This window comes from Mesorhizobium sp. WSM4832, from assembly GCF_055811115.1.
Window position 1 is genome coordinate 13,688 of record NZ_JBVVQH010000027.1, and the last position, 18,413, is coordinate 32,100.

An 18,413-nucleotide genomic window follows, 5' to 3' on the forward strand; every position below is an offset into this window, starting at 1 on the left:
TAACGGTGATGAGATTGTGCCCTTGAGGCTTTCCTTTTCGAGTCGATCCCAGTCCCGGCGCGTGAGACTCTTCAGAACGGATTTTGGAAATCGCTTTGGCATCGTCCCGACTCTTGACACGAAAATCCTGCCCATAGAAGTTGCAGCCGGCCAATTCATTTGGGGAATAATCTTGAAAAAGCTGATTATCGCTGCGACGGCGCTCGCGCTCACCGGGTGACCGAGCGGACGCCCTCACTGCAGCTAACTGAGTGGGAGTGAGGCGGCCAGTCACACCGGCAATATACCGGCGTAAAGGCATTCCCGAACGCCCCTTTGAAAAGACCGCGCCGGAGCACGAGAAGTGGTGGATGGCTTCGGCGATCGCATGAGGCAATTGGAGGCAGCCATGACACCATCATCGGTGAGGAAGGCGGTCATTGCCTGGAACGAGAAGAGTTACCCGAAGATTACCATCCGTGGAGGGGACGCTCTACGACACGCCTGGCGACCATGAGACGGCGGTGAGCATGTCCTTCAGTCAGACCGGCCCGCTGATGAGGCGAATGCGCAAGGCGGCCCAGAAGACACCCATTCGTAAGTCGGTGGTGAAGACCAAGAGAAGGAAGTCCAAATGACCAGCCGCAACGAATTGCTTACCCTCGTCGCCAGCATGCTGGCCGATCGCCTCGCCGGCGACTATACATATCAGGTCGGCTCCAGCCCGTTGGGCTATTACGTCCGCACCGGTGATATGGTCTACATGCTTGATGCCACCGAGATCGAGCTGATCTCTAAAGCCGACACTCCAGAGAAGGCAGCGGACGATTTCATGGCGACACTTGTGCCAGTCGAGCCCAGAGTCGGGCGCGAATGAGAATCCTGCTCGTCGCCGCAGCCATGCTATTGATCATGGCGGCCGGCTGAGGAGCGCACCGTATCGCCTGGATGTATGGCGCAGGCAGTCCGCGATCAAAAAAGGGGTGTTGGGGTGGAGAACGAAGGGGAAAGAGGAAAGTCGGCGTCGGAGGATCAGGAGAGCGGCCCAGAATCACCAGAAGACTGGGATCTCTTGCTCGCAGGGCTTGAAACCGAGCAGTCGGACAACAACGATGAACACCCCGATGATGAGGCAGCCGCCCTGGCTGCAGAAGAAGCGGCAATCGGGCAGGACGCCGTGGCTCTGCAGAAACAGCGGGATCTTGATCGCGAGCTGGCGAAATTCACCGCGAATGCCCTGGATCGCGCGTCCACATCCCTTCTGACATTGGGCCTCATTGGGCCGGGGGTCGGTTTTCTCTATCACACAAGCATCTTGGCTGCCCTAACGAATCCAGAGCTCGTTGTAGCCACCATAAGTTGCCTGGGGCTGGCGTTCGTCCTACATTCTATAGGTAGAGCTGTCCTCAACGAGGTATTCCTACGATGAGCACGCCTTTCTGGATCTTCATGGCCGCCCTGGGAGCGATCTGCGTGTGGGCCGTCGCAAGTAGGCTCCTACTCTCCCGACGCATTGCGAGCCATGACAAGGCGGAGGAGGCTCTCAACATCCGGACACTGGAGTTCAGAGAGCGGGTTAGAAACCGTAACGCTCGCATCCTGGCCGAAGAGGCTGCCGCTCGCCAGGAGAACCCGCCGACCAGCGAGCCGAGTTCACATGGTCAACGCTTGTTCTATCGGGAGGACAAGAGAGGGACCGGCCTGATGGCGGGTGCCTCTGCCCTTGGCGGTTTTACCGGCGGCGATAGGGAATTTCGTTTCATTGAGGGCGCGGGCAATCTCTATATGCCGGTTCTCCGCTCATTTGGACCATATTGGATCGATCCCGACGAAGAATACGAGGTGGCATATTTTGCCAAAAAGGTCGGGCTTACTCCCCGACAGGTAAGAAGGATGATCGAGCGACATCGCGCGGCGGATCTCGAAACCGCCGAGCCGGGACAAAGGCAGAAAACCCGGTAAAGTGTTCCCTACCGACCTCCTCCGGTTGACTAGCCACAGAGCCACTAAGCTAATAGCTGCAGCTTAATGTGAACCGTTTTGATAGCTACTTTCGGTTGCGCCCGAAATAGGATTAGGCGCGCACCAGGAGGACAGTTTTAACGAAAACTCGCCATCATAACCATGGCACCTTTCGCTGCGCGCGCTGATAGTAATTGCTCGTCGTTCTCGCGTCCACAAAAGCGAAGGCAACGCGGAAATGCAAAGACCAGCGCTGCATCGCAGCAATCCGAATCGGGGAGCTGGCTCGAGAAAAGTCGGGGAATGGCTCGATATTGGTCCCCAGGAGCAGGTGAAAAGCATCTCCCACGGAAATCCATCGATGTCCTAGGGTGAACGAGCAGATGCGATGGGGATGCCTTTTGCAACCACCGCAATTCCTGGTCCCAAACCTCCTCTAGTTTCGGGCTGCATCGGGCTTGCCGACCAATCGCATGTTGTCATCGAACTCGATGGCGACAACTTTTATGTTGACGGTGCCAACATCCACCCGCGCGAGGCCACCACAATGTTTACGTTACCGGCTCAGCCGACAACATGCTTGTTGTCCAAACACCCTGAAATCGGGCGCTATGTTGACATTTGTTTCCCTTATCTTGTCGCTTTTGACCCCGAAATCAGTTTTTGCGCTCCGTGACAACATGTCAGGTCTCTAATGGACCGAGCACAGAACGCACTGGCAAGCTCATAGAGCGACCGGGAACGCGCTCAGCGCACAAAGCAGCGCACAACTATCGGGACGCGCTGCTGACGTTGCCCTGCGAGGAGGCTGAACGCCTTACCCCACAAGGCCGAATATGTATTTTTCTTGACTGCAGCCCTAGTGAAACCGTCAGCAGTCATGGCTGCAAAGGAGCGCTCCCAGCAGGTGGTGTTCTGTCGCTATGGCGGCCATGTCTCGACACCAACGATCTATTTGACTGAGCGCGCCAAAAGAACAAAGGAGGCATTTCGGCCTGCCGTCGTTGTGTGCGCCGTAGAAGGAGGGCCGGTTGTCCTCCTTTTCGTCGCCGCTAGGATCGACCTTGTCGTAATCCATCTATCGATTTCGGTTGGAGGACGCCTGCATTTCTGGCGCCCTCCCGTAGGAAGGTTGGTTGCTTACATGTCAAACTCCAGCTCGACCAAGCCTACAATTTCTGCAGAAAGGTCACGGACGCCCACGGCGGGGCCGGCAAGTGCGTCACTGATCAGCCAGGCGATCTGATAAATCAGATTTTCGCGCGGGCTGTCACCGGGGAGCGGACCAAACCCGACGATGCCACGGGGAGGTTCAGGAGCCTCGCAGCCTCCCTCAGGAGCTTCCTTATACCTGGACATTGCCATCATGATCTGACTGCGGAGTTCAGGGTTGAGAGCCACTATGCTGCCTCCTGCTCAAGCAGACTGACCCCAAGCTGCGAAATCGTGATCCAGTAAAGGGTCCCGAAGTCCATCGCGGAGCGCACGTTGCGACTCCTCAGGAAAGGCGCGAGCTTCCTCTTCAGCGCTCGAGACATCGGAATCGGGTGGCTGGCCAATGCATAGCTGGCCGTCTCCAGTGCGCGGTGGTTCGGTCCGGTAGGTGCAGCTGCGAACGCTTCCACAGCGTTCGTAACCTGATCGATCGTGCCCCGGTGTCGGAAATAGTCGGCAATCATTCTTCGCAACACCGTCACCGTCTCGCACAACTTCTCGGCAAGCTCTTCGGCTTCAGAAAGCAGGTCGGCGTCTGACTGGTTAGGGCCGAGGGCGCTGATCAGTTCATCGGCATCGGAAGGGAAAAGGATGCCGCTATCTCCAAGAGACCAATGCATGTGCATGAGGTCCCCCACGTGGTCAGGGTCTGCCAGGAATTCGGCAAAGGTTGAGGCCTGTGCCTGCGACGTGATAGGCATGTGGTATCTCCACTGGTTTGAATGCTGGTGTGAGTGTTCGGAAACGACGTGGTGCAGTCGCCAAACTCAGCCACGTCGTTTTCGTTTTGATGAAGTCGTATGAGTGTGTCAGGCGTTCTCTGGCCGGAGGGTCTAGTCCTTCGTGACCTTCCACTGGGCGAAGGGCCAGCGGACTGATCTATTAAGCTGATAGAGCATTCGCTTTAGCCCATCGACCTCACCGAAGTTTGCCGGATTTTTTTCGTCGATTTCTTGTAGGCGGCCGTTAATCTCCCTCCGTTTGTATTCGTTAATTGCAGTAGAAAGCTCACCCGCCGCGTCGATCAGCGTGCTCAGAATTACTTCTGCACGACCCAATGAGTCCGACGCATTGGCTAGATCCTCTTCAACTAAGGCCTGATCTGTTAAAGGCCGCAGACCTCTGTCGTCCGTAAAGTCCCACCATTTCTCGCCCAACACATCGCCGCACCACTCGAGCGACCCACCTCCCCAATCATCAAAGAATTCGAAGAACGGCTTTTTGACCAATTCGCGGAAGGCATCGGGCTGAGATTTCATCCTCTCGCGAGCCCTTTGCCGCTGCAGCCGTTTGCCGCTGCAGTCGCTTGTATTCTGTCCATGAATTTTTCTTAGTCGTGCGCTGCATTGCCCTGCTCCGATATGAAATCGGTTTGTCCAAACTCGTTGGACAATTCAAGTCCAATTTGCTGTCCAAGGTTAGGCCCACTCGCAGAGCGACGTAGGAGCGAACCGTTGATCGACGGGAAGGTTGGGATGGCCGTTGCATATGGATGGACCAATAGGGTGCAAGGCATCTGTCGGGCCATAGCGGCTCACCAGCGCGTTCACTGTTAACGAAGCAGTTTGGTGCGCCGGACAGCATGTCAGCCTCCTAGGGCCCTGTAAGAGTCAGCAAACGGCACCGCAATGCTGTTGCCGCGACTCATCGCACCCGATAGGTCGATGGCCTCGCATGGCATGGCGCGGATGAAAGCAGCGGTCCCCCTCTACGCAATCAAGACGAAGGCTCACCTCGGTGAGCTCACCTTCCGGCACCGAGCCATGGCCAATTCGCAGGCTCGCCTGGCTGGGCGCTATGCGTTGGAGCCTGAGACCGACTTGGATGCTTTCAACTGCCGAGCGGTCGTTGATTGGATGACGATCTGCTTTTGGCTTGGCCGGAAGACGCAATTTCGGTGGTTGCAGGACGACATCGAAGCGGTGCTGGGGAGAAAACCGTTCGTGCAGCCACTCAGCGAAGAGCCGGGAGGTGTAGCGGATACCTTCGATGTGACGATCCAAGAGCCTGATCTACGAAAGATCCGAATTGTCTGCGATATGATCGAGGCCAAGTATGGCCAGGAGATGCTTCCGTTCATTCGTGCCATGGAGATCAGCGTCGATTTCACGCCAAAGCAGCCTGACGACGGCATGCGCGCGAAGCTGTTCACGGCTCTCACCCGCCACTTCTGGACCGACCGGGATGTCATCTCCGGCCACTTCGACCGCCCTCGCTTCACATGGGGAAAGAACAAAGAAGAGACTGGACACGTTCTCAGGCACATCGAGGGCGGGCCGGAAGACGTCAATGAAAACCTCCTGATCTCGACGGTGCGAGACCGCTCACCGTTCATCGACAGCAACTATTATGTCGGCGCCAAGGGCTCGGACACCTGCTGGCGTATCATGGACAAGGTAATCGACACGCAGAACCATCGGGCCGGAACGGCTATCGAGCTCGACGAAGCTGACAAGCGAGTGCGGATCGAGGTCACGCTCGATCGGCCGGCAGTCTCAGCGCTCGGAGTAACCTACCTTCAAGACCTCGGCCGAATGCGCTTCGCCAGGCTCCAGGGAAGCTTCTTTACGTTCATGCTGCCGACGTTCGTGGACGTCGGGAAGGCTGGCCGGTCCGTCAGTTCGGCCATAAAGGCCTGGCATGATCAGCAACGGATACAGAAATTCCTCAAGACCGGCGTGATCGGCCTCAAGGCCATGGATGATGCCCGAGAGCGGCAAGCCACCCGGTTGCGAAAGCAGGAGCGAGGGCTGATGGTGGCGAAACGATTAAAGATGAAGCGGCCGCCGCGCGTTGGAACCCAGAAAGCCGGAACCTTCCTTGCTTACGACGAACTGAACGGGCGCGTCAGCGATGCACTGCGTTACCTAGGGGTGCGCGTCGCGGCTGCCTTCTCCGAGGAGTGAATGTGCAGAGGGATGCTGTGGGAAGATGGGCGGTGTATCATGCTTTATGAAGGAAGTTATTAGGTTCGGCGGAGCCGGTATCGAGCTGAGGCTTGGCACTTAAGGGGCTGCACAACCACGTCTTCCCGAAACGTTGCGGAAAAAACCTGCACACTTGGGCCGCCAAATCGTAAATCTGACGATCGCCGCACCATTCTTCAGGCTCCCGATGACACTGCGAGAACATCCCACGGCGTGATGAGTCGTTGGAGCGTCTCGGTCTCTTTGCCCGAAGCAGTCACAAAGGCAGCACCAACCCGCGCCAAGGGCGATTGGACGGAAAGGAACATCTCGACGAGATCGTCGATTGGAGTTGTCGGGCCAACAAATCTGAAGGTCTCCATGCGTCTCGCATCAAGACGGCAACTGGGGAGGATGTCCGAGATATTCATTTGCCGAGAGACGATCGTTTCCGGTTCTGCCCAAAGGTGATCGAACATAGCCGCCTCGTTGAAAACCCCGATGACGGCATCGTGCTCATCCAGGATTGGGACATGGCTGAAACCACGTTTTTTCATTTCGTCGGCCAAGTCGCCTAGGTGGTCGGCAAGACCGGCGGTCCGAATCTCCCTGCGCGAAACACCGACCGAATTCGCTGTTGGTGGGTTCCGCAGATGGTTGAGCAAATCCTGCACCTCCCTGAGAAACGGCTCGGAAATCCGGATCGCATCTCCGGTGGAACGATGCTTCGGATGCTGAAGAGCGTTTCGCACGTCGCGCACGTATACGAGCAATGTCCTGTTCTTTTTGACGAAACCGTCGCGTTCCGAAGCCCGTTCGATCTCTAGCGAATGCAACTTCGGCGTGCCTGCACGCCGATTTACCTCGCGTGCAATTTCCTCGAAAAGGCGGATGAAACTCTCGTTGGGGCTATTCATTGGTCGCCTTTCATTGGCAGACTTTGCACGCACGAGCATCCCTGCGAGCGCCTGCCGCGCGGGTGGCCGCTTCGGCATGCGGCGCTTCGAAGATTCCCTGCGACCACCGCTTAACTACAAATCGGCTCGTCGTTTTGGATATGGCACATGTAGATTAATCCACTGCGATGCTTTGGCTTTTGAACCCTTCGTATCGCGGGTTCAGGCGGCATTGCAAGAACGCCTCGAGCAAAGTCAGCAGTCGCATTCCAATCTTCTCATCAATCATGAAGTTAACGCGATCGACATTCTGCCTAATCCATTGTCCAGCGAGCGCGCACCAGAGTTCAATTCGACACGAGCGAGCCTAGCTACCGCGACAACGAGTTGATCGGCAATCTGAATCAATGGAGCTATTTCGATTCGAACAATCATCAGTCTCATCCGCGCTTAACGAACGGTCTTGACCATGTTTCACCAGCAACCACGCGCAGTCCATCTGACTGATATCCTGCGGCTACGAACTCGTCTCTCAGTCCCCTTGCCGCTTCCCGGGCTTGTAGCCACAGACCTTGATCGAGCAAGTGACGAATTTTCGGATGAATGTCCACCGTAACGTCGGCGCTCTCACGTTCCATTGCCAAAGCAGACTCCCCGAACAGCGCTGCTACACTGAGTGGAGGTTCGTAGTAGTATCGCCATTCCTCATCTGGTTGTGGGAGCTCAATTGGTTCCTTCGCATCCGCATCCGGATCTTTCCAAAAAAACTCGAGCAAATCAGTTTTGAAATAAGCGAAAGATCCGATGTGCAGTGCGCAGGGAATGTTCCTGACCGAGACCAGACGTTGCGCCTGCAATTTCGCCTTCTGTTTATCGTCCGCGGATGGCTGGAAGGAGCGGCCCTTGCTCTCAAAGGCGTGCCAGTCACCGCCATTGTTTTCTCCGACTAGATCCGGGCGAGACCGCCCAAGAAGACCAGGGTTGAGAAAGGGGCGAAAAACATCGAGGTGCAACAGCCAAGGCGTATGCAGCAAGCGTGATGCGAACAGCTTGCAGAGCGTCATGCCCAGAAAATAGCTGACCATACCCTTCTCTGTAGGGTCGAGTGCCGCGAAAGCATCAGTTCGTCTTAGGCGGCCACCCCTAGCCTGCTCAACCGCCATGCGGACCAGCGACAGGCGAAATATCGCCTCATAGAAGGAGGCTGGTCCATGTTGGAAAACATGAAGCGTGCTTGGGCGTCCAATAGTGATTGCAGCCCACAATAATTCGTCCCACGTCGTGTTCAGAGTTCCAATGCGTTGCACGTTAAAAACACCGGGAAAGGACTGGCTCCGATAGTCGATGCGCAGCGTCATACTGATGTCTCGCATCTACTATTGCCAAGCAGTATTTGGCCAGATCTAGCCATAGTGCAGACCGATGAGGTGCCAGGCGCATTCGATGAAGTCCGCAGCTTCGGCGGACTGATCGGCCAGCCGTTTGAGCTTGCGGCCGTCGGCGTCCCACTGGTCCACTTGGGTCTTCTGCTGCCGATAACGGTGGAACCGCTCCCAGATAAAGGCCAGCATTTCTGCCCAGAGCAGTTGGGTCACCTCGGGATATGCCGCCGCGACGTCGTCGCTTCGGTCACGCCCCACCGCTACCAGGCGGATGCGAAGGGTGTCGCTGCGGTGGAAACCCACCCGATAAATGTCCGCCGCCGCCGCTTCGATCCGGTCAACTGGAAGGCACCCAATCGCTGCAAGCACGCGATGGACATTCCGGCGATCTTCTCGTGTCCAGGGCCCGTTCAAGGTGCAAGGCTGATTTGTCTTAACCTCGCCAATTGCGATGTCGATCAGATCGTCGGACAGCGCGAGCCGCGCCACGTCGTCAGCCATGGTATCGTTCGGGTCATCGAACAGGCGCTCAGCACGAAACGGAAACCGAACTGCGAGCAGGTCGGCGTCCGTTCTCTGGCCGCCGCGCCTTTCCGAATGAACGACGAAGTTTTCGATCTGGAAGAAGCCATTCAAGCGAAAATACCAGTAAGCTACCTTCTCGGGATCAAGTTTCTCCGCCACGCGCCTTTCCGGCGCGCGGCTCATTCCGCCGCCTCCAGGTCAAGATCCTCGGCCGGCGCCAACGCCTCGGCAAGCAGCGCGTCGAGAAGGCGGCGGCGGGTGGCGTTGGTGGCGGCGAGGCTCGCCTCCAACCGGTCGCAGAGCATCATCAGTTCATCGACTTTGGCAACGATGCGGTGCTGCTCAGCGAGCGGTGGGAGGGGAATCAGGAGTGCTTCCAGTTTTCCCTTCGTAATGTGCTGAAGGCCAACCCCGCCGTGCGCTTTGGCAATCATTTCATCAAGGCGACCGTTGATGGCGAGACGCAAAAACGATGCAGTGAAAGCCTTCGTTTTGAAATCGCAGCGGAAGATGTGCTGGTTGAGAACCGCTGGTCCGCGATTCCAAATGAACGCACCAAACGACGTGCCGGGCGTGCCCGACCAGCTTATCAAGAACGAGCCGTCATCAATCAGCGACCGCTCATGGGTCATGTCGGGATCGCAAAAGTTGAAGGGTGCATCCAGATTGTTGAGGTTCTGAATGCGCACAATGCGCAAACCTGATTTTCTCCAATCAGTCGGCTTGAACGCCATGCCGTTTAAAAGATGCAGCGAGTTGCCTATTCGAATCCATTTCCAGCTGGCAGGCAGATCAAACGGGGCGGCCGGATCATTGGGTTTCTCGAAGCCTTTGGCGGGTTCGTCGTTCGGGTCTTGCGAAACGAGTTTGCCATGCACGGCGAGGTTGAGGATGGTCTGGCGCAATTGTCTGATCTGGTCGGGCCGTGCGGTCAGCGCCGGCAACGTGTCGAGGACGAAGCGGGAGTCAGCCTCAAAGGTTTCGGTATTAGGCGCGTCGAGGCGGGCCAGACTCGCCGTCGCCAACCGGTCGCGAACGATCTCGCGGTTGACCCTGGCCGCCTCCAACCGGTCGCAGAGCACCATCAGCTCATCGACTTTGGCGACGATGCGGTGCTGTTCGGCGAGGGGTGGGAGGCCGAAAGACAATCTCAGCAGAATTGTCTGATTCAAATTCTGCATTGTCGTGCCGACAGCTGAACCGCTGAGATAATCCCGACCAAATGGCGAGCCTATCAAAAGGACAAGAAAATTCGCAGAAATGAGCTTGGAGGGCCGAAGGATGAGGCTCCCGGTTCCACAAAGCCAACCCGCTTCGCGCTCCCCTACGATGGCACATCGGCCCATTTCACCGCGGCGCGCCACGATAACGTCGCCGGAGCGCAATTTGAACGAAGCAAGCTTCTCCAAGGTGAGCGCACCGACCGCCATTTTGTCGATCGGGACGATCTGTCCATCTTGAATCGACGCAGGATTGATCACGGGCGTTCCGCCAACACGATAGTCGCTTTGGTGCAGAGAACTTCCAAATGGGCCGGTTTGAAGCTCATTCAGAACTTGTCCGATCTTGGCCGGATGCCACTGTGCCGGGATACCAAACGCTAGATCACCTCGAACGGCGGGCTTCGCATCATTGAACTTTGAGATCTCCCCGGCCTTCACCAGACGGTCCTTCTCCTTCGCGATCCGCTTCAGCAATTCCGTTGCCGGTTCGTCATTCGGGTCCTGCGACACAAGTGTGCCACGCACGGCCAGATCGAGAATGAAGCGGCGCAAGCGGGCGATTGCGTCAGGCGCGTTGGCAATCGCCTCGTAATGCGCCAGCAGGCGTTCCGCTTTCATCGGGTCAGCGCCTCGGCGAGGATCGCCTTCAACTGGTCGCGATAGCTCACTGTCTCGGCCTCGGCGCGTGCGAGGTCGGTCAGCAGCGTGTGCGGGTCGCCGTGATCATCGGCGACAGTGTGCGGGTTCTTGATGTCGAGATTGTAGCCGCGCGCCTTTACCTCCTCGGCGGTGACACACCATGCCTGTGGCGTTTCCTCGCGGCCCTTGCGATCTTTGGCGCCCCACCAGTTGATGCAGCCCTGAAAATGCTCTAGCCGGATCGGCTTGGTCATTGAATAGGCTTTTTGGCCTTCCGGCACGCGGTGCTCGTAGAACCAGATTTCCTTGGTCGACGTTCCCTTCTCGAAGAACAGCAAGTTGGTGCCGATCGAGGCATAGGGCTTAAACACGGAATTGGGCAGGCGAACGATGGTGTGGAGGTTGCACTCCTCCATCAGATGTTCCTTAAGCCGCGTCTTGACGCCCTCGCCGAACAGCGTGCCATCCGGCAGCACCACGGCCGCGCGCCCGTCCGGTTTCAGCAGGCGCACAATTAGCGCGAGGAACAGATCGGCCGTTTCCTTAGTGCGGAAAGTCGGGAAGTTGTTCTCGATGCCATCTTCCTCGCGCCCGCCGAAGGGCGGATTGGTCACAACGATATCGACGCGTTCGTCCCTGCTCCACGAAATCAGCGGCCGGGCCAGCGTGTTGTCGTGGAGCACGAAGCTCGGATCCTCGATGCCGTGCAGCAGCATGTTGGTGACGCACAGCATGTGCGGCAGCTGCTTCTTCTCCACCGCGCGCAAGGCGCCCTGCATCGTCTCTCGCTGCTTGGGTGTGCGGACGTAGTTCTTTTCCATGTGATTGATGGCACAGGACAGGAAGCCGCCAGTGCCGCAGGCGGGATCAAACAGGATTTCGCCCAGATGCGGGTCGATGCGATCGACCATGAAGGCGGTAACGGCGCGCGGCGTGTAATATTCGCCAGCATTGCCTGCAGATTGCAGGTCGTTGAGGAGCTGCTCATAAAATTCGCCGAAGTGCCGCCTCTCGTCGAGATTGTTGAAATCGACCTGATTGATCTTGTTGACCACTTGGCGCAACAACTGGCCGGATTTCATATAGTTGTAGGCGTCTTCGAATACGTCGCGCACTACGCGGCGGCGGTCACCTTGCTTGACCGAAACCTGAAGACCTTTTAGCGCCGGAAATAGCTCGTCGTTGATGAAATCGAGCAGTGCCTGCCCTGTGATGCCCTCCGGGTCCGCTGCCCAGCTCCGCCACCTGAATTTCTCGGGTATCGGCGATTGGTAGCCGTCCCTGGTTAGTTCGAGTTCCTGATCCTGATCGTCGACGATCTTGAGGAAGAACATCCAGCAGAGCTGGCTGATGCGCTGCGCATCGCCATCGACGCCGACATCCTGGCGCATGATATCTTGAATGGATTTGACAGTGGTGCGGACGATCAAATCAGGTTCTCCTCAAGTTCCGCTTTTAGTTCGTGCATTATCCGCTCTAGCGGATCTCTGCTACCTGTCGGATACAGGGCCTTGTCCGCCAGTTTCGGAAATGTGTCGCTTCTCCAAAACTTTTTCGGTTCGAACCTAAATTTTGCGACCAGCCTTCGGCCAAAATCCATTTCCGAGTGCTGATATCGCCCTGGTGGTGAAACATCTGCAATCTCGGGGTATTCCCCGAGCAGGTAGCCTTCCTGAAAGTGTGGCCGCATAGCCGACGGTGGGCATGCGCTTGAGAGCCGGACGATCTGCATCGACGCTTCCGAACTCGCGGTGACTGCACCGCTAAAGTTTGGCGCACCGATCACCAAGACGAACGCATCCTCCGGCGAGTTGGATGTCGCAAATGACGCCGCGACTCTCAAGGACTGTGATACATCAAGCAACGGGGTCGCGCATACGTCGTAGTGCTGCAAGATTGACCAGCGCAGAAGTCGGTGTCGAGCTAGTCGATCTGCACCCAAAAGACCCTCTTCGGCATAGCGAGACGAGAGCTTCCCCTCGGCTATCCTTAAGGTTGCAAATCGGGCTCGAAGCGTATCACGCGATGGCACCTTTCCGGGACCATGCGACCGGAAGATTGTCGGTTTCATCGTCGACAGGCCAGCACTGGTCAGATGGTCGGCGCTCTGTCCTCTAAAAAGCAAAACGTGTTCTCGGTTTAGAAACTGCAGCGCTGCGACCTTCTGGGCCAGATCAACGTAGGAACTCACTTTGTGTCCGGGACTACGTCGAACGAGCGTATTTGAGGCTATTTCCGGTTCAGAGTTCCGATCAAACAAGCCCCAGACCGTCTGGCTACCAATTGTGTCCATCTGCTAGCTCACGGCCTCGTAGAGCGCGTCCTGCATATCGTTGACGGCCTTCTCGAAGCCCGCCTTACCTCCGAACGCCTTGATAAGTTGCACAACACTGCCCATAGCGTTGAAAGGTGTCACCTTCAGCACATTTGCGTCGTCGAGATTGAGCACGCCCTCGTCGCAATACTTTTCGAGCAAAGCATCGAGCACCGCGCGGGCCTGTGGCCCATATTTGGTGAACACGTCGCGCTTCTTCACATTCTCGGCCCGCTCACGGCGGGTTAGCGGCTTTTTGTCAAATGCGACGTGGCAGATTAGATCGAAGGGATCGAGGTTCTTGCCAAGCTCGTCAGCTACGGTGTCGAGCGGCAGCCCCTCGGCTTCCAGTTCCTCGATGATCGCCTGCTTACGCTCAGCCGATTTCCATCGCTTTAGGAAATCGTCCAGACTAGCGAAGCGCTTCTTCAGCGCCGTCTTGGTGAAGTCGCGCAGGGACTCGGTGACGAGCTTGCCGTTCTCGTCGAGATATTCAATTCGCTCCGCGAGGATGCGGGCGCCGACGCCATCGACATAAATCTTGCGGATCTGGCCACTGGCCGGCGGCGGCAGGCCCAGCTGATCGAGCACCGTTTCATCCGCGCCTGGTGTTGTTGGGCTTGTGTCGTCACCCTGCGGCGCGTCGTAGGGCGGCGTGATCGGATCGCCGTCGCCCGGCTCGTAAATTTGCACAGGATCGCCGTCGAAATCGGGATCGGCGAAATGGCTAGTCGCGCCGCGAAAGTCGATCAGCGTGAAGAAGAACTTCTTGGTGTCCTCATGGACGCGCGTGCCGCGCCCGACGATCTGCTTGAACTCGGTCATCGAACCGACCGCGCGATCGAGCACGATCAGCCGGCAGGTCTGCGCATCTACGCCAGTGGACAGAAGCCGAGAGGTTGTCACCAGCACGGGAAATTTCGATTCCGGGTCGATGAAGTTTCCGAGCTGGTCCTGGCCTTCCTTGTCACTGCCGGTGATGCGCATTACGTAGCGCAGGTTCTCGGCGACCAGATCGGGGTTCTCGTTGACGAGCGCCTGCCGCATCCGTGCCGCGTGCTCCTCATCGACGCAGAACACGATGGTCTTCTGGAAGCGGTCGCCGCTTCCCTTCAGAAACTCGGTGACCTTTTTCGCGGTCAGCACCGTGCGTTCGTCGAGCACGATGTGCCGGTCGAAATCCTTGGCGTTGTAGATGCGGTCGTCGACCTCGTTGCCGTCGCGGTCGAGCTGGCCCTTTTCCGGACGATAGCCTTCCACATCGCGGTCGATATGAACCTTGATGACCTTATAGGGCGCGAGGAAGCCGTCGCTGATGCCCTGCTTCAGCGAATAGGTGAAAACCGGCTCGCCGAAGTAGTCTGTGTTGGATGCGTATTCGGTTTCCTTCGGCGTAGCAGTGAGGCCGATCTGCGTCGCGCCCGAGAAATGGTCAAGGATTTCCCGCCACGTCGAGTCTTCTGCCGCGCTGCCGCGATGGCATTCGTCGATCACGATCAGATCGAAGAAGCTGGGCGAGAACTCGCGGTAGAGCTTCTGCCGCTCCTCCGGACCGGTGATCGCCTGATAGAGGCCGAGATAGACCTCGAAGGCGGTGTCGATCCGTCGCTTCCTGTCAAGCGCCAGCGTCAGATCGACCGTCGTGCCGTCCTGCCGTTCGATCGTATTGGCATTGGTGGAGAGTTTCGCCATCGCCGCCCCAAACGGGCGGAAATCATTCACCATCGTCTGGTTGATCAGCACGTTACGATCGGCGAGGAAAAGGATGCGCTTCTTGCGGCCCGCCTTCCACAGCCGCCAGATAATTTGAAACGCCGTGTATGTCTTGCCCGTGCCGGTCGCCATAACCAGCAGAACTCGGTCACGGCCCTTGGCAATGGCCTCGACCGCGGCGTTGACGGCGTTAACCTGATAATAGCGCGGGGACTTGCCGCTGCCGTCGTCGAAATAGTCCTGAAGCAGGATCTCTTCGGCCTCAGCGTCGAGGCCCTTCCAAGCGCGATAGCGCGCCCACAGATCAGCTGGCGACGGGAAATTGTCGAGGCCGAGATTCGTTTCGATCGGAACGCTGAGGCCGGTGCGGTCGTGAAAGACGAAGCCGTCGCCATTTGAAGAAAACACGAAAGGAATATCCAACGTCGCTGCATAGTCGAGGCCCTGCTGGATACCGTCGCCGACGTTATGATTGTTATCCTTGGCCTCGATCAGCGCGATTGGAATATTCGGCTTGTAGCAGAGAACGAAATCAGCCTTCTTCGCCTTGCCGCGCGTCACTAGCTTGCCGCGCACGATAATCCGGCCTTTGGTGAAATAGACTTCCTCTCGAACCTGCACCATCTCGTTCCATCCGGCGCGCTTGACGGCAGGCAGGATGAACTTCGTGCAGATATCGCGCTCGGTAAGACTACCCTTGTCCACTAGCTGCGCCCCCCTTTGGTCGGTCTAGGGGGTTAATACAAACGAATCAACAGTTTATTGCCGGTCCGCATGTTGAGGCAAAGATCGATGCTCTTTCCGTTCCCAACTCTCGATAAGAAACAAGGCAAGTGAACTAGCCGCATTGATAGCAAGGCGTGCGATCCGCCCGTCGATACGGCGGAAGCCTTTCTCTCGCCCATGGGCATCACCAGCGTGCGTTCGCAGCGCGCCGATCCCTTTGGCAACAGAAGTTAAGCCACTGAGCGTTTGCCTGATATCGGCTTCGATCTCCTGCGGGAGGTCTGAGCGACCTGGAGACAGCCCCAACGGCTCCTGCACAGCGCGGATCAGGCCATCGATGTCCTTTTTCTGGGGGAGCGGCAATCTGAGTTCTATGAGAATCGATCGGCATACGGCTTCAATAAGTGAACACGCGGCCGTCACTGCATCCTCTGGATCGTCTTCCAGATTCGGAAGAGCGCGTGCAATCTCCATCTGAACGGTGTCGAAGTCTAACGTCGCCACTTTCTGAATGAATGGTTCGACGATCCCGCCGGCACCCTGGCGCTCTGTCAGAAGCGCCTTTCCGCCAACAATGACAACGGACAACCCATCCGAGACAAGCGCCTTATTGATGTGCTCGCGGACTGAAATTGCCTTGGTGGGTTCCGCAATATAATCGCGAGGATCACAAACCCTCTCGATCACGCGGGTGATATACATTCCACCGTTGCCGTCGAAATGATTGGCGATCCGACGCAGAAAGTCCGTCGTCGCCGGCACCCGCGAACTGACGCCAATGCGCATATCCAGGCCGCAGTCTAGGAAAAACTGCTCAATCTTCGGCCCTGAGCGATAGATCCCGATTGCGGGCGTGGTGTCGTTGCCGGCGCCGCCCGTGATGGTGTCGACCAGTGCTTTGATGACAAAAGGTGAAAATTTTTCGGTCATGGCTTGGCCGCGGTTAGAGAAGGGAAGGTCATTTTTCAAGCAGTCGCCGCGTGGATTGCCGTAGGATCTTTTCTTCTATCCTAATCGCCATAGCGATACGAATATCCCCCGCCATCGCCTGCCCCGTAGCTAGATTCAAGAAAGGGCGTCACCACTCCTTAGGCAACACTAGAACGACTCGTATACCGCCTGATACCTCGGTGCTTTACAGTGCACCAATGGGCCAATAGCTTTGAAACCAATGCTCATGAGGCAGGGAATGCTTTATGGCACTAACAGGGGAAGGTGCTGCCATCGCCTCAAACTACAGCGCTACCGGGCCCATGCTCGGCTATCTCTATCAGTGCCGTGAGGCGCTGCTGCTTGCGATCATTAAAACCAAATCGCAGCCTAGCCTTTCGGTTTCTGTCGAGCGTTTCGATGACGTGGCTTTCGAACAGGATGGCACCGCATTGCAGCAACTGCAGCTGAAGCATCATGTCGAGGCAGCTAGCCTCACGGACATGAGCGTTGCTCTATGGAAAACGCTTAGAATTTGGAGCGAACAGACCTCGGAAAATCTCAACCTGCCGTTCGAGCGTCAGTTTACAATCATTACGACCGCGCAGGCGCCTGTGGGATCCGCCGCAGAGCTGCTTCGCTCGGTGCGCCCATATGAAGATGCCGAGAGCAAGGCGCTGGCGCTTCTTTGCGCCGCCGCAGCCAACTCGACCAACCAGGAGTCAGCCGCCGGCCGAAAAGCTTTTCTTGCGCTGTCGGAGAAAGACCAGCGCAATCTTATCGCTGCGATTCAGATCCACGACGACGCGCCGAACATCATCGATTCACGGTCCGAGATCGAGGAGATGCTGATTTTCGCAGCACCCGATGGCAAGATTACCCATCTCGTCGATCATCTCGAAGGCTGGTGGTTCGCACAGGTCGTGAACTGCCTCAGCAGTTCGGAGTCGCAAGCGATCTCGTTACTTGCGCTGCGCACAAAGATCGACGAAATCGCCAGCGCATTTCGCGCAAGCGAGCTTCTGATCAGTCCTGACGCGCTGACGGTCTCGACAGAGGATCTTTCCGCCTCGGATAACCGCATCTTCGTCAATCAAATGCGGTGCGTCGATGTGGCGGAAGAATCGGTGAAGCTGGCGAAGCTTGACTTTTATCGAGCCACCGCCCAGCGCTCGACCTGGGCGCGCGAGAACGCTTTGCTCGACGGGGAAGCGGCACGCTACGATGCCGATCTGGTCGAGCGGTGGACGCGCGAGCGATTGGCGCGCGAAAGTAGTGCAAAGCCGCTCAGCGACGACGACAAAAAGGCGTTCGGGCGCGGCCTCTTCCATTGGGCGAGCCGCACGCAGCTCCCGTTTCGGAACCGCCATGAACAATGGTTGTGCTCGGGCTCCTACCAGATTCTCGCAGACGGCGTGACAGTGGGATGGCATCCTGATCACAGCACGATGTTCGGCATGCCAGCTAAGGTCAAAGCCGCATGAGCCTGCCCGTCTGGGACCAGCGGCCGCGAGAGGAGGCGAATCTTTTCAATCCCGCCTTCTGTGCGGTAGTCCTAAGCGAATTCGTAAAGGAATTTCAGAAGGCGAAGGGAAGCGCGTGTCCATATGCTCTGCTGTTCTGCGCACTGCCAGTCTCCTTACATGGCAAAACCAGACGGGCTCTGCCGAGCACGACCCTCACGTCACTGTATTCGTGGCGAGAGCGCAACCCGGAGGTGCTCGTGGGGTTTGCCGAGCGCACGCGGTCGTTGCGCCCGATCGTCCAGGAGGCGCTGCGCTTTGCCATCGACCGGACGGCGCTTGCGTTTGCTGATGATGGCGGCGTTGTCCTCGGAGCAAAGCCGCTAGCCGTCGGTAGGAAGTTCGAAGACGGGATTACCGAGGACTTTCGCGACTGCGTGACTACGGCCCGCATGCTCGGCCGATGGCTGGCCAAGGCGGGGACGACTTCGACCATTATGGCAGCTTGGGGCGTCAAACCGTGAGTATTAGCATAGGCGC

General features: G+C 57.4%; 18 protein-coding genes. 7 read left to right on the top strand and 11 right to left on the bottom strand.

Going from position 1 to position 18,413, the window contains the following annotated elements:
* The first annotated feature begins 613 nt into the window (after window positions 1-613).
* The 4 genes from AC0L2L_RS29345 (at window position 614) to AC0L2L_RS29360 (ending at window position 2,617) form a co-directional block, all read left to right on the top strand.
* Entirely contained in the window at window positions 614-856 is a 243-nt protein-coding gene (locus tag AC0L2L_RS29345; protein WP_473583363.1) for a hypothetical protein, read from the top strand.
* Window positions 857-931: 75 nt separating this feature from the next.
* Window positions 932-1,408 (top strand): hypothetical protein, encoded by a 477-nt coding sequence (locus AC0L2L_RS29350; protein ID WP_473583364.1) that lies wholly within the window; start codon window positions 932-934, stop codon window positions 1,406-1,408.
* On the top strand, window positions 1,405-1,941 hold the full coding sequence (locus tag AC0L2L_RS29355; protein ID WP_473583365.1) for a hypothetical protein: 537 nt from the start codon (window positions 1,405-1,407) through the stop codon (window positions 1,939-1,941). The genes AC0L2L_RS29350 and AC0L2L_RS29355 overlap by 4 nt, the downstream gene beginning before the upstream one ends.
* Window positions 1,942-2,335: 394 nt before the next feature.
* The gene (locus AC0L2L_RS29360; protein WP_473583366.1) at window positions 2,336-2,617 is read left to right on the top strand and encodes a hypothetical protein; all 282 of its coding nucleotides are present in this window, start codon (window positions 2,336-2,338) and stop codon (window positions 2,615-2,617) included.
* 464 nt (window positions 2,618-3,081) lie between these two features.
* On the opposite strand, the gene AC0L2L_RS29365 is transcribed toward AC0L2L_RS29360, so the two are convergent.
* The 3 genes from AC0L2L_RS29365 to AC0L2L_RS29375 all read right to left on the bottom strand — a co-directional run bounded on the left by AC0L2L_RS29365 (window position 3,082) and on the right by AC0L2L_RS29375 (window position 4,415).
* Window positions 3,082-3,342: a hypothetical protein gene (locus tag AC0L2L_RS29365; RefSeq protein WP_473583367.1), complete on the bottom strand. Its 261-nt coding sequence runs from the start codon at window positions 3,340-3,342 to the stop codon at window positions 3,082-3,084.
* Complete coding sequence (locus AC0L2L_RS29370) at window positions 3,342-3,857, bottom strand: hypothetical protein (protein WP_473583368.1); 516 nt, start codon at window positions 3,855-3,857, stop codon at window positions 3,342-3,344. The genes AC0L2L_RS29365 and AC0L2L_RS29370 overlap by 1 nt, the downstream gene beginning before the upstream one ends.
* A gap of 132 nt (window positions 3,858-3,989) precedes the next feature.
* Window positions 3,990-4,415 (bottom strand): hypothetical protein, encoded by a 426-nt coding sequence (locus AC0L2L_RS29375; protein ID WP_473583369.1) that lies wholly within the window; start codon window positions 4,413-4,415, stop codon window positions 3,990-3,992.
* A gap of 405 nt (window positions 4,416-4,820) precedes the next feature.
* Here AC0L2L_RS29375 and AC0L2L_RS29380 point away from each other — a divergent pair, with 405 nt between their 5' ends.
* Window positions 4,821-6,062: a hypothetical protein gene (locus AC0L2L_RS29380; protein WP_473583370.1), complete on the top strand. Its 1,242-nt coding sequence runs from the start codon at window positions 4,821-4,823 to the stop codon at window positions 6,060-6,062.
* Window positions 6,063-6,259: 197 nt separating this feature from the next.
* Here AC0L2L_RS29380 and AC0L2L_RS29385 read toward each other — a convergent pair whose 3' ends face one another.
* The 8 genes from AC0L2L_RS29385 to AC0L2L_RS29420 all read right to left on the bottom strand — a co-directional run bounded on the left by AC0L2L_RS29385 (window position 6,260) and on the right by AC0L2L_RS29420 (window position 16,449).
* A complete protein-coding gene (locus AC0L2L_RS29385) occupies window positions 6,260-7,057 on the bottom strand; it encodes a CBS domain-containing protein (protein ID WP_473583371.1) in 798 nt (265 codons plus the stop codon).
* Window positions 7,058-7,398: 341 nt separating this feature from the next.
* Window positions 7,399-8,316 carry a hypothetical protein gene (locus tag AC0L2L_RS29390; protein WP_473583372.1) on the bottom strand — a complete coding sequence of 306 codons (918 nt, stop codon included), beginning with the start codon at window positions 8,314-8,316 and terminating at the stop codon, window positions 7,399-7,401.
* A gap of 45 nt (window positions 8,317-8,361) precedes the next feature.
* Complete coding sequence (locus AC0L2L_RS29395; protein ID WP_473583373.1) at window positions 8,362-9,048, bottom strand: hypothetical protein; 687 nt, start codon at window positions 9,046-9,048, stop codon at window positions 8,362-8,364.
* Window positions 9,045-10,706 carry a restriction endonuclease subunit S gene (locus AC0L2L_RS29400; RefSeq protein WP_473583374.1) on the bottom strand — a complete coding sequence of 554 codons (1,662 nt, stop codon included), beginning with the start codon at window positions 10,704-10,706 and terminating at the stop codon, window positions 9,045-9,047. Before AC0L2L_RS29400 ends, AC0L2L_RS29395 begins: the two co-directional genes overlap by 4 nt.
* Window positions 10,703-12,157: a type I restriction-modification system subunit M gene (locus AC0L2L_RS29405; RefSeq protein ID WP_473583375.1), complete on the bottom strand. Its 1,455-nt coding sequence runs from the start codon at window positions 12,155-12,157 to the stop codon at window positions 10,703-10,705. The genes AC0L2L_RS29400 and AC0L2L_RS29405 overlap by 4 nt, the downstream gene beginning before the upstream one ends.
* Entirely contained in the window at window positions 12,154-13,020 is an 867-nt protein-coding gene (locus tag AC0L2L_RS29410; RefSeq protein WP_473583376.1) for an FRG domain-containing protein, read from the bottom strand. The genes AC0L2L_RS29405 and AC0L2L_RS29410 overlap by 4 nt, the downstream gene beginning before the upstream one ends.
* Window positions 13,021-13,023: 3 nt before the next feature.
* A complete protein-coding gene (gene hsdR / locus AC0L2L_RS29415; protein WP_473583377.1) occupies window positions 13,024-15,459 on the bottom strand; it encodes an EcoAI/FtnUII family type I restriction enzme subunit R in 2,436 nt (811 codons plus the stop codon).
* Between the two features lie 54 nt (window positions 15,460-15,513).
* On the bottom strand, window positions 15,514-16,449 hold the full coding sequence (locus AC0L2L_RS29420) for an abortive infection family protein (protein ID WP_473583378.1): 936 nt from the start codon (window positions 16,447-16,449) through the stop codon (window positions 15,514-15,516).
* A 227-nt stretch (window positions 16,450-16,676) separates the two neighbouring features.
* Here AC0L2L_RS29420 and AC0L2L_RS29425 point away from each other — a divergent pair, with 227 nt between their 5' ends.
* The gene (locus AC0L2L_RS29425) at window positions 16,677-17,894 is read left to right on the top strand and encodes an ABC-three component system protein (protein WP_473583379.1); all 1,218 of its coding nucleotides are present in this window, start codon (window positions 16,677-16,679) and stop codon (window positions 17,892-17,894) included.
* Complete coding sequence (locus AC0L2L_RS29430; protein ID WP_473583380.1) at window positions 17,891-18,397, top strand: three component ABC system middle component; 507 nt, start codon at window positions 17,891-17,893, stop codon at window positions 18,395-18,397. Before AC0L2L_RS29425 ends, AC0L2L_RS29430 begins: the two co-directional genes overlap by 4 nt.
* The last annotated feature ends 16 nt before the right edge of the window (window positions 18,398-18,413 follow it).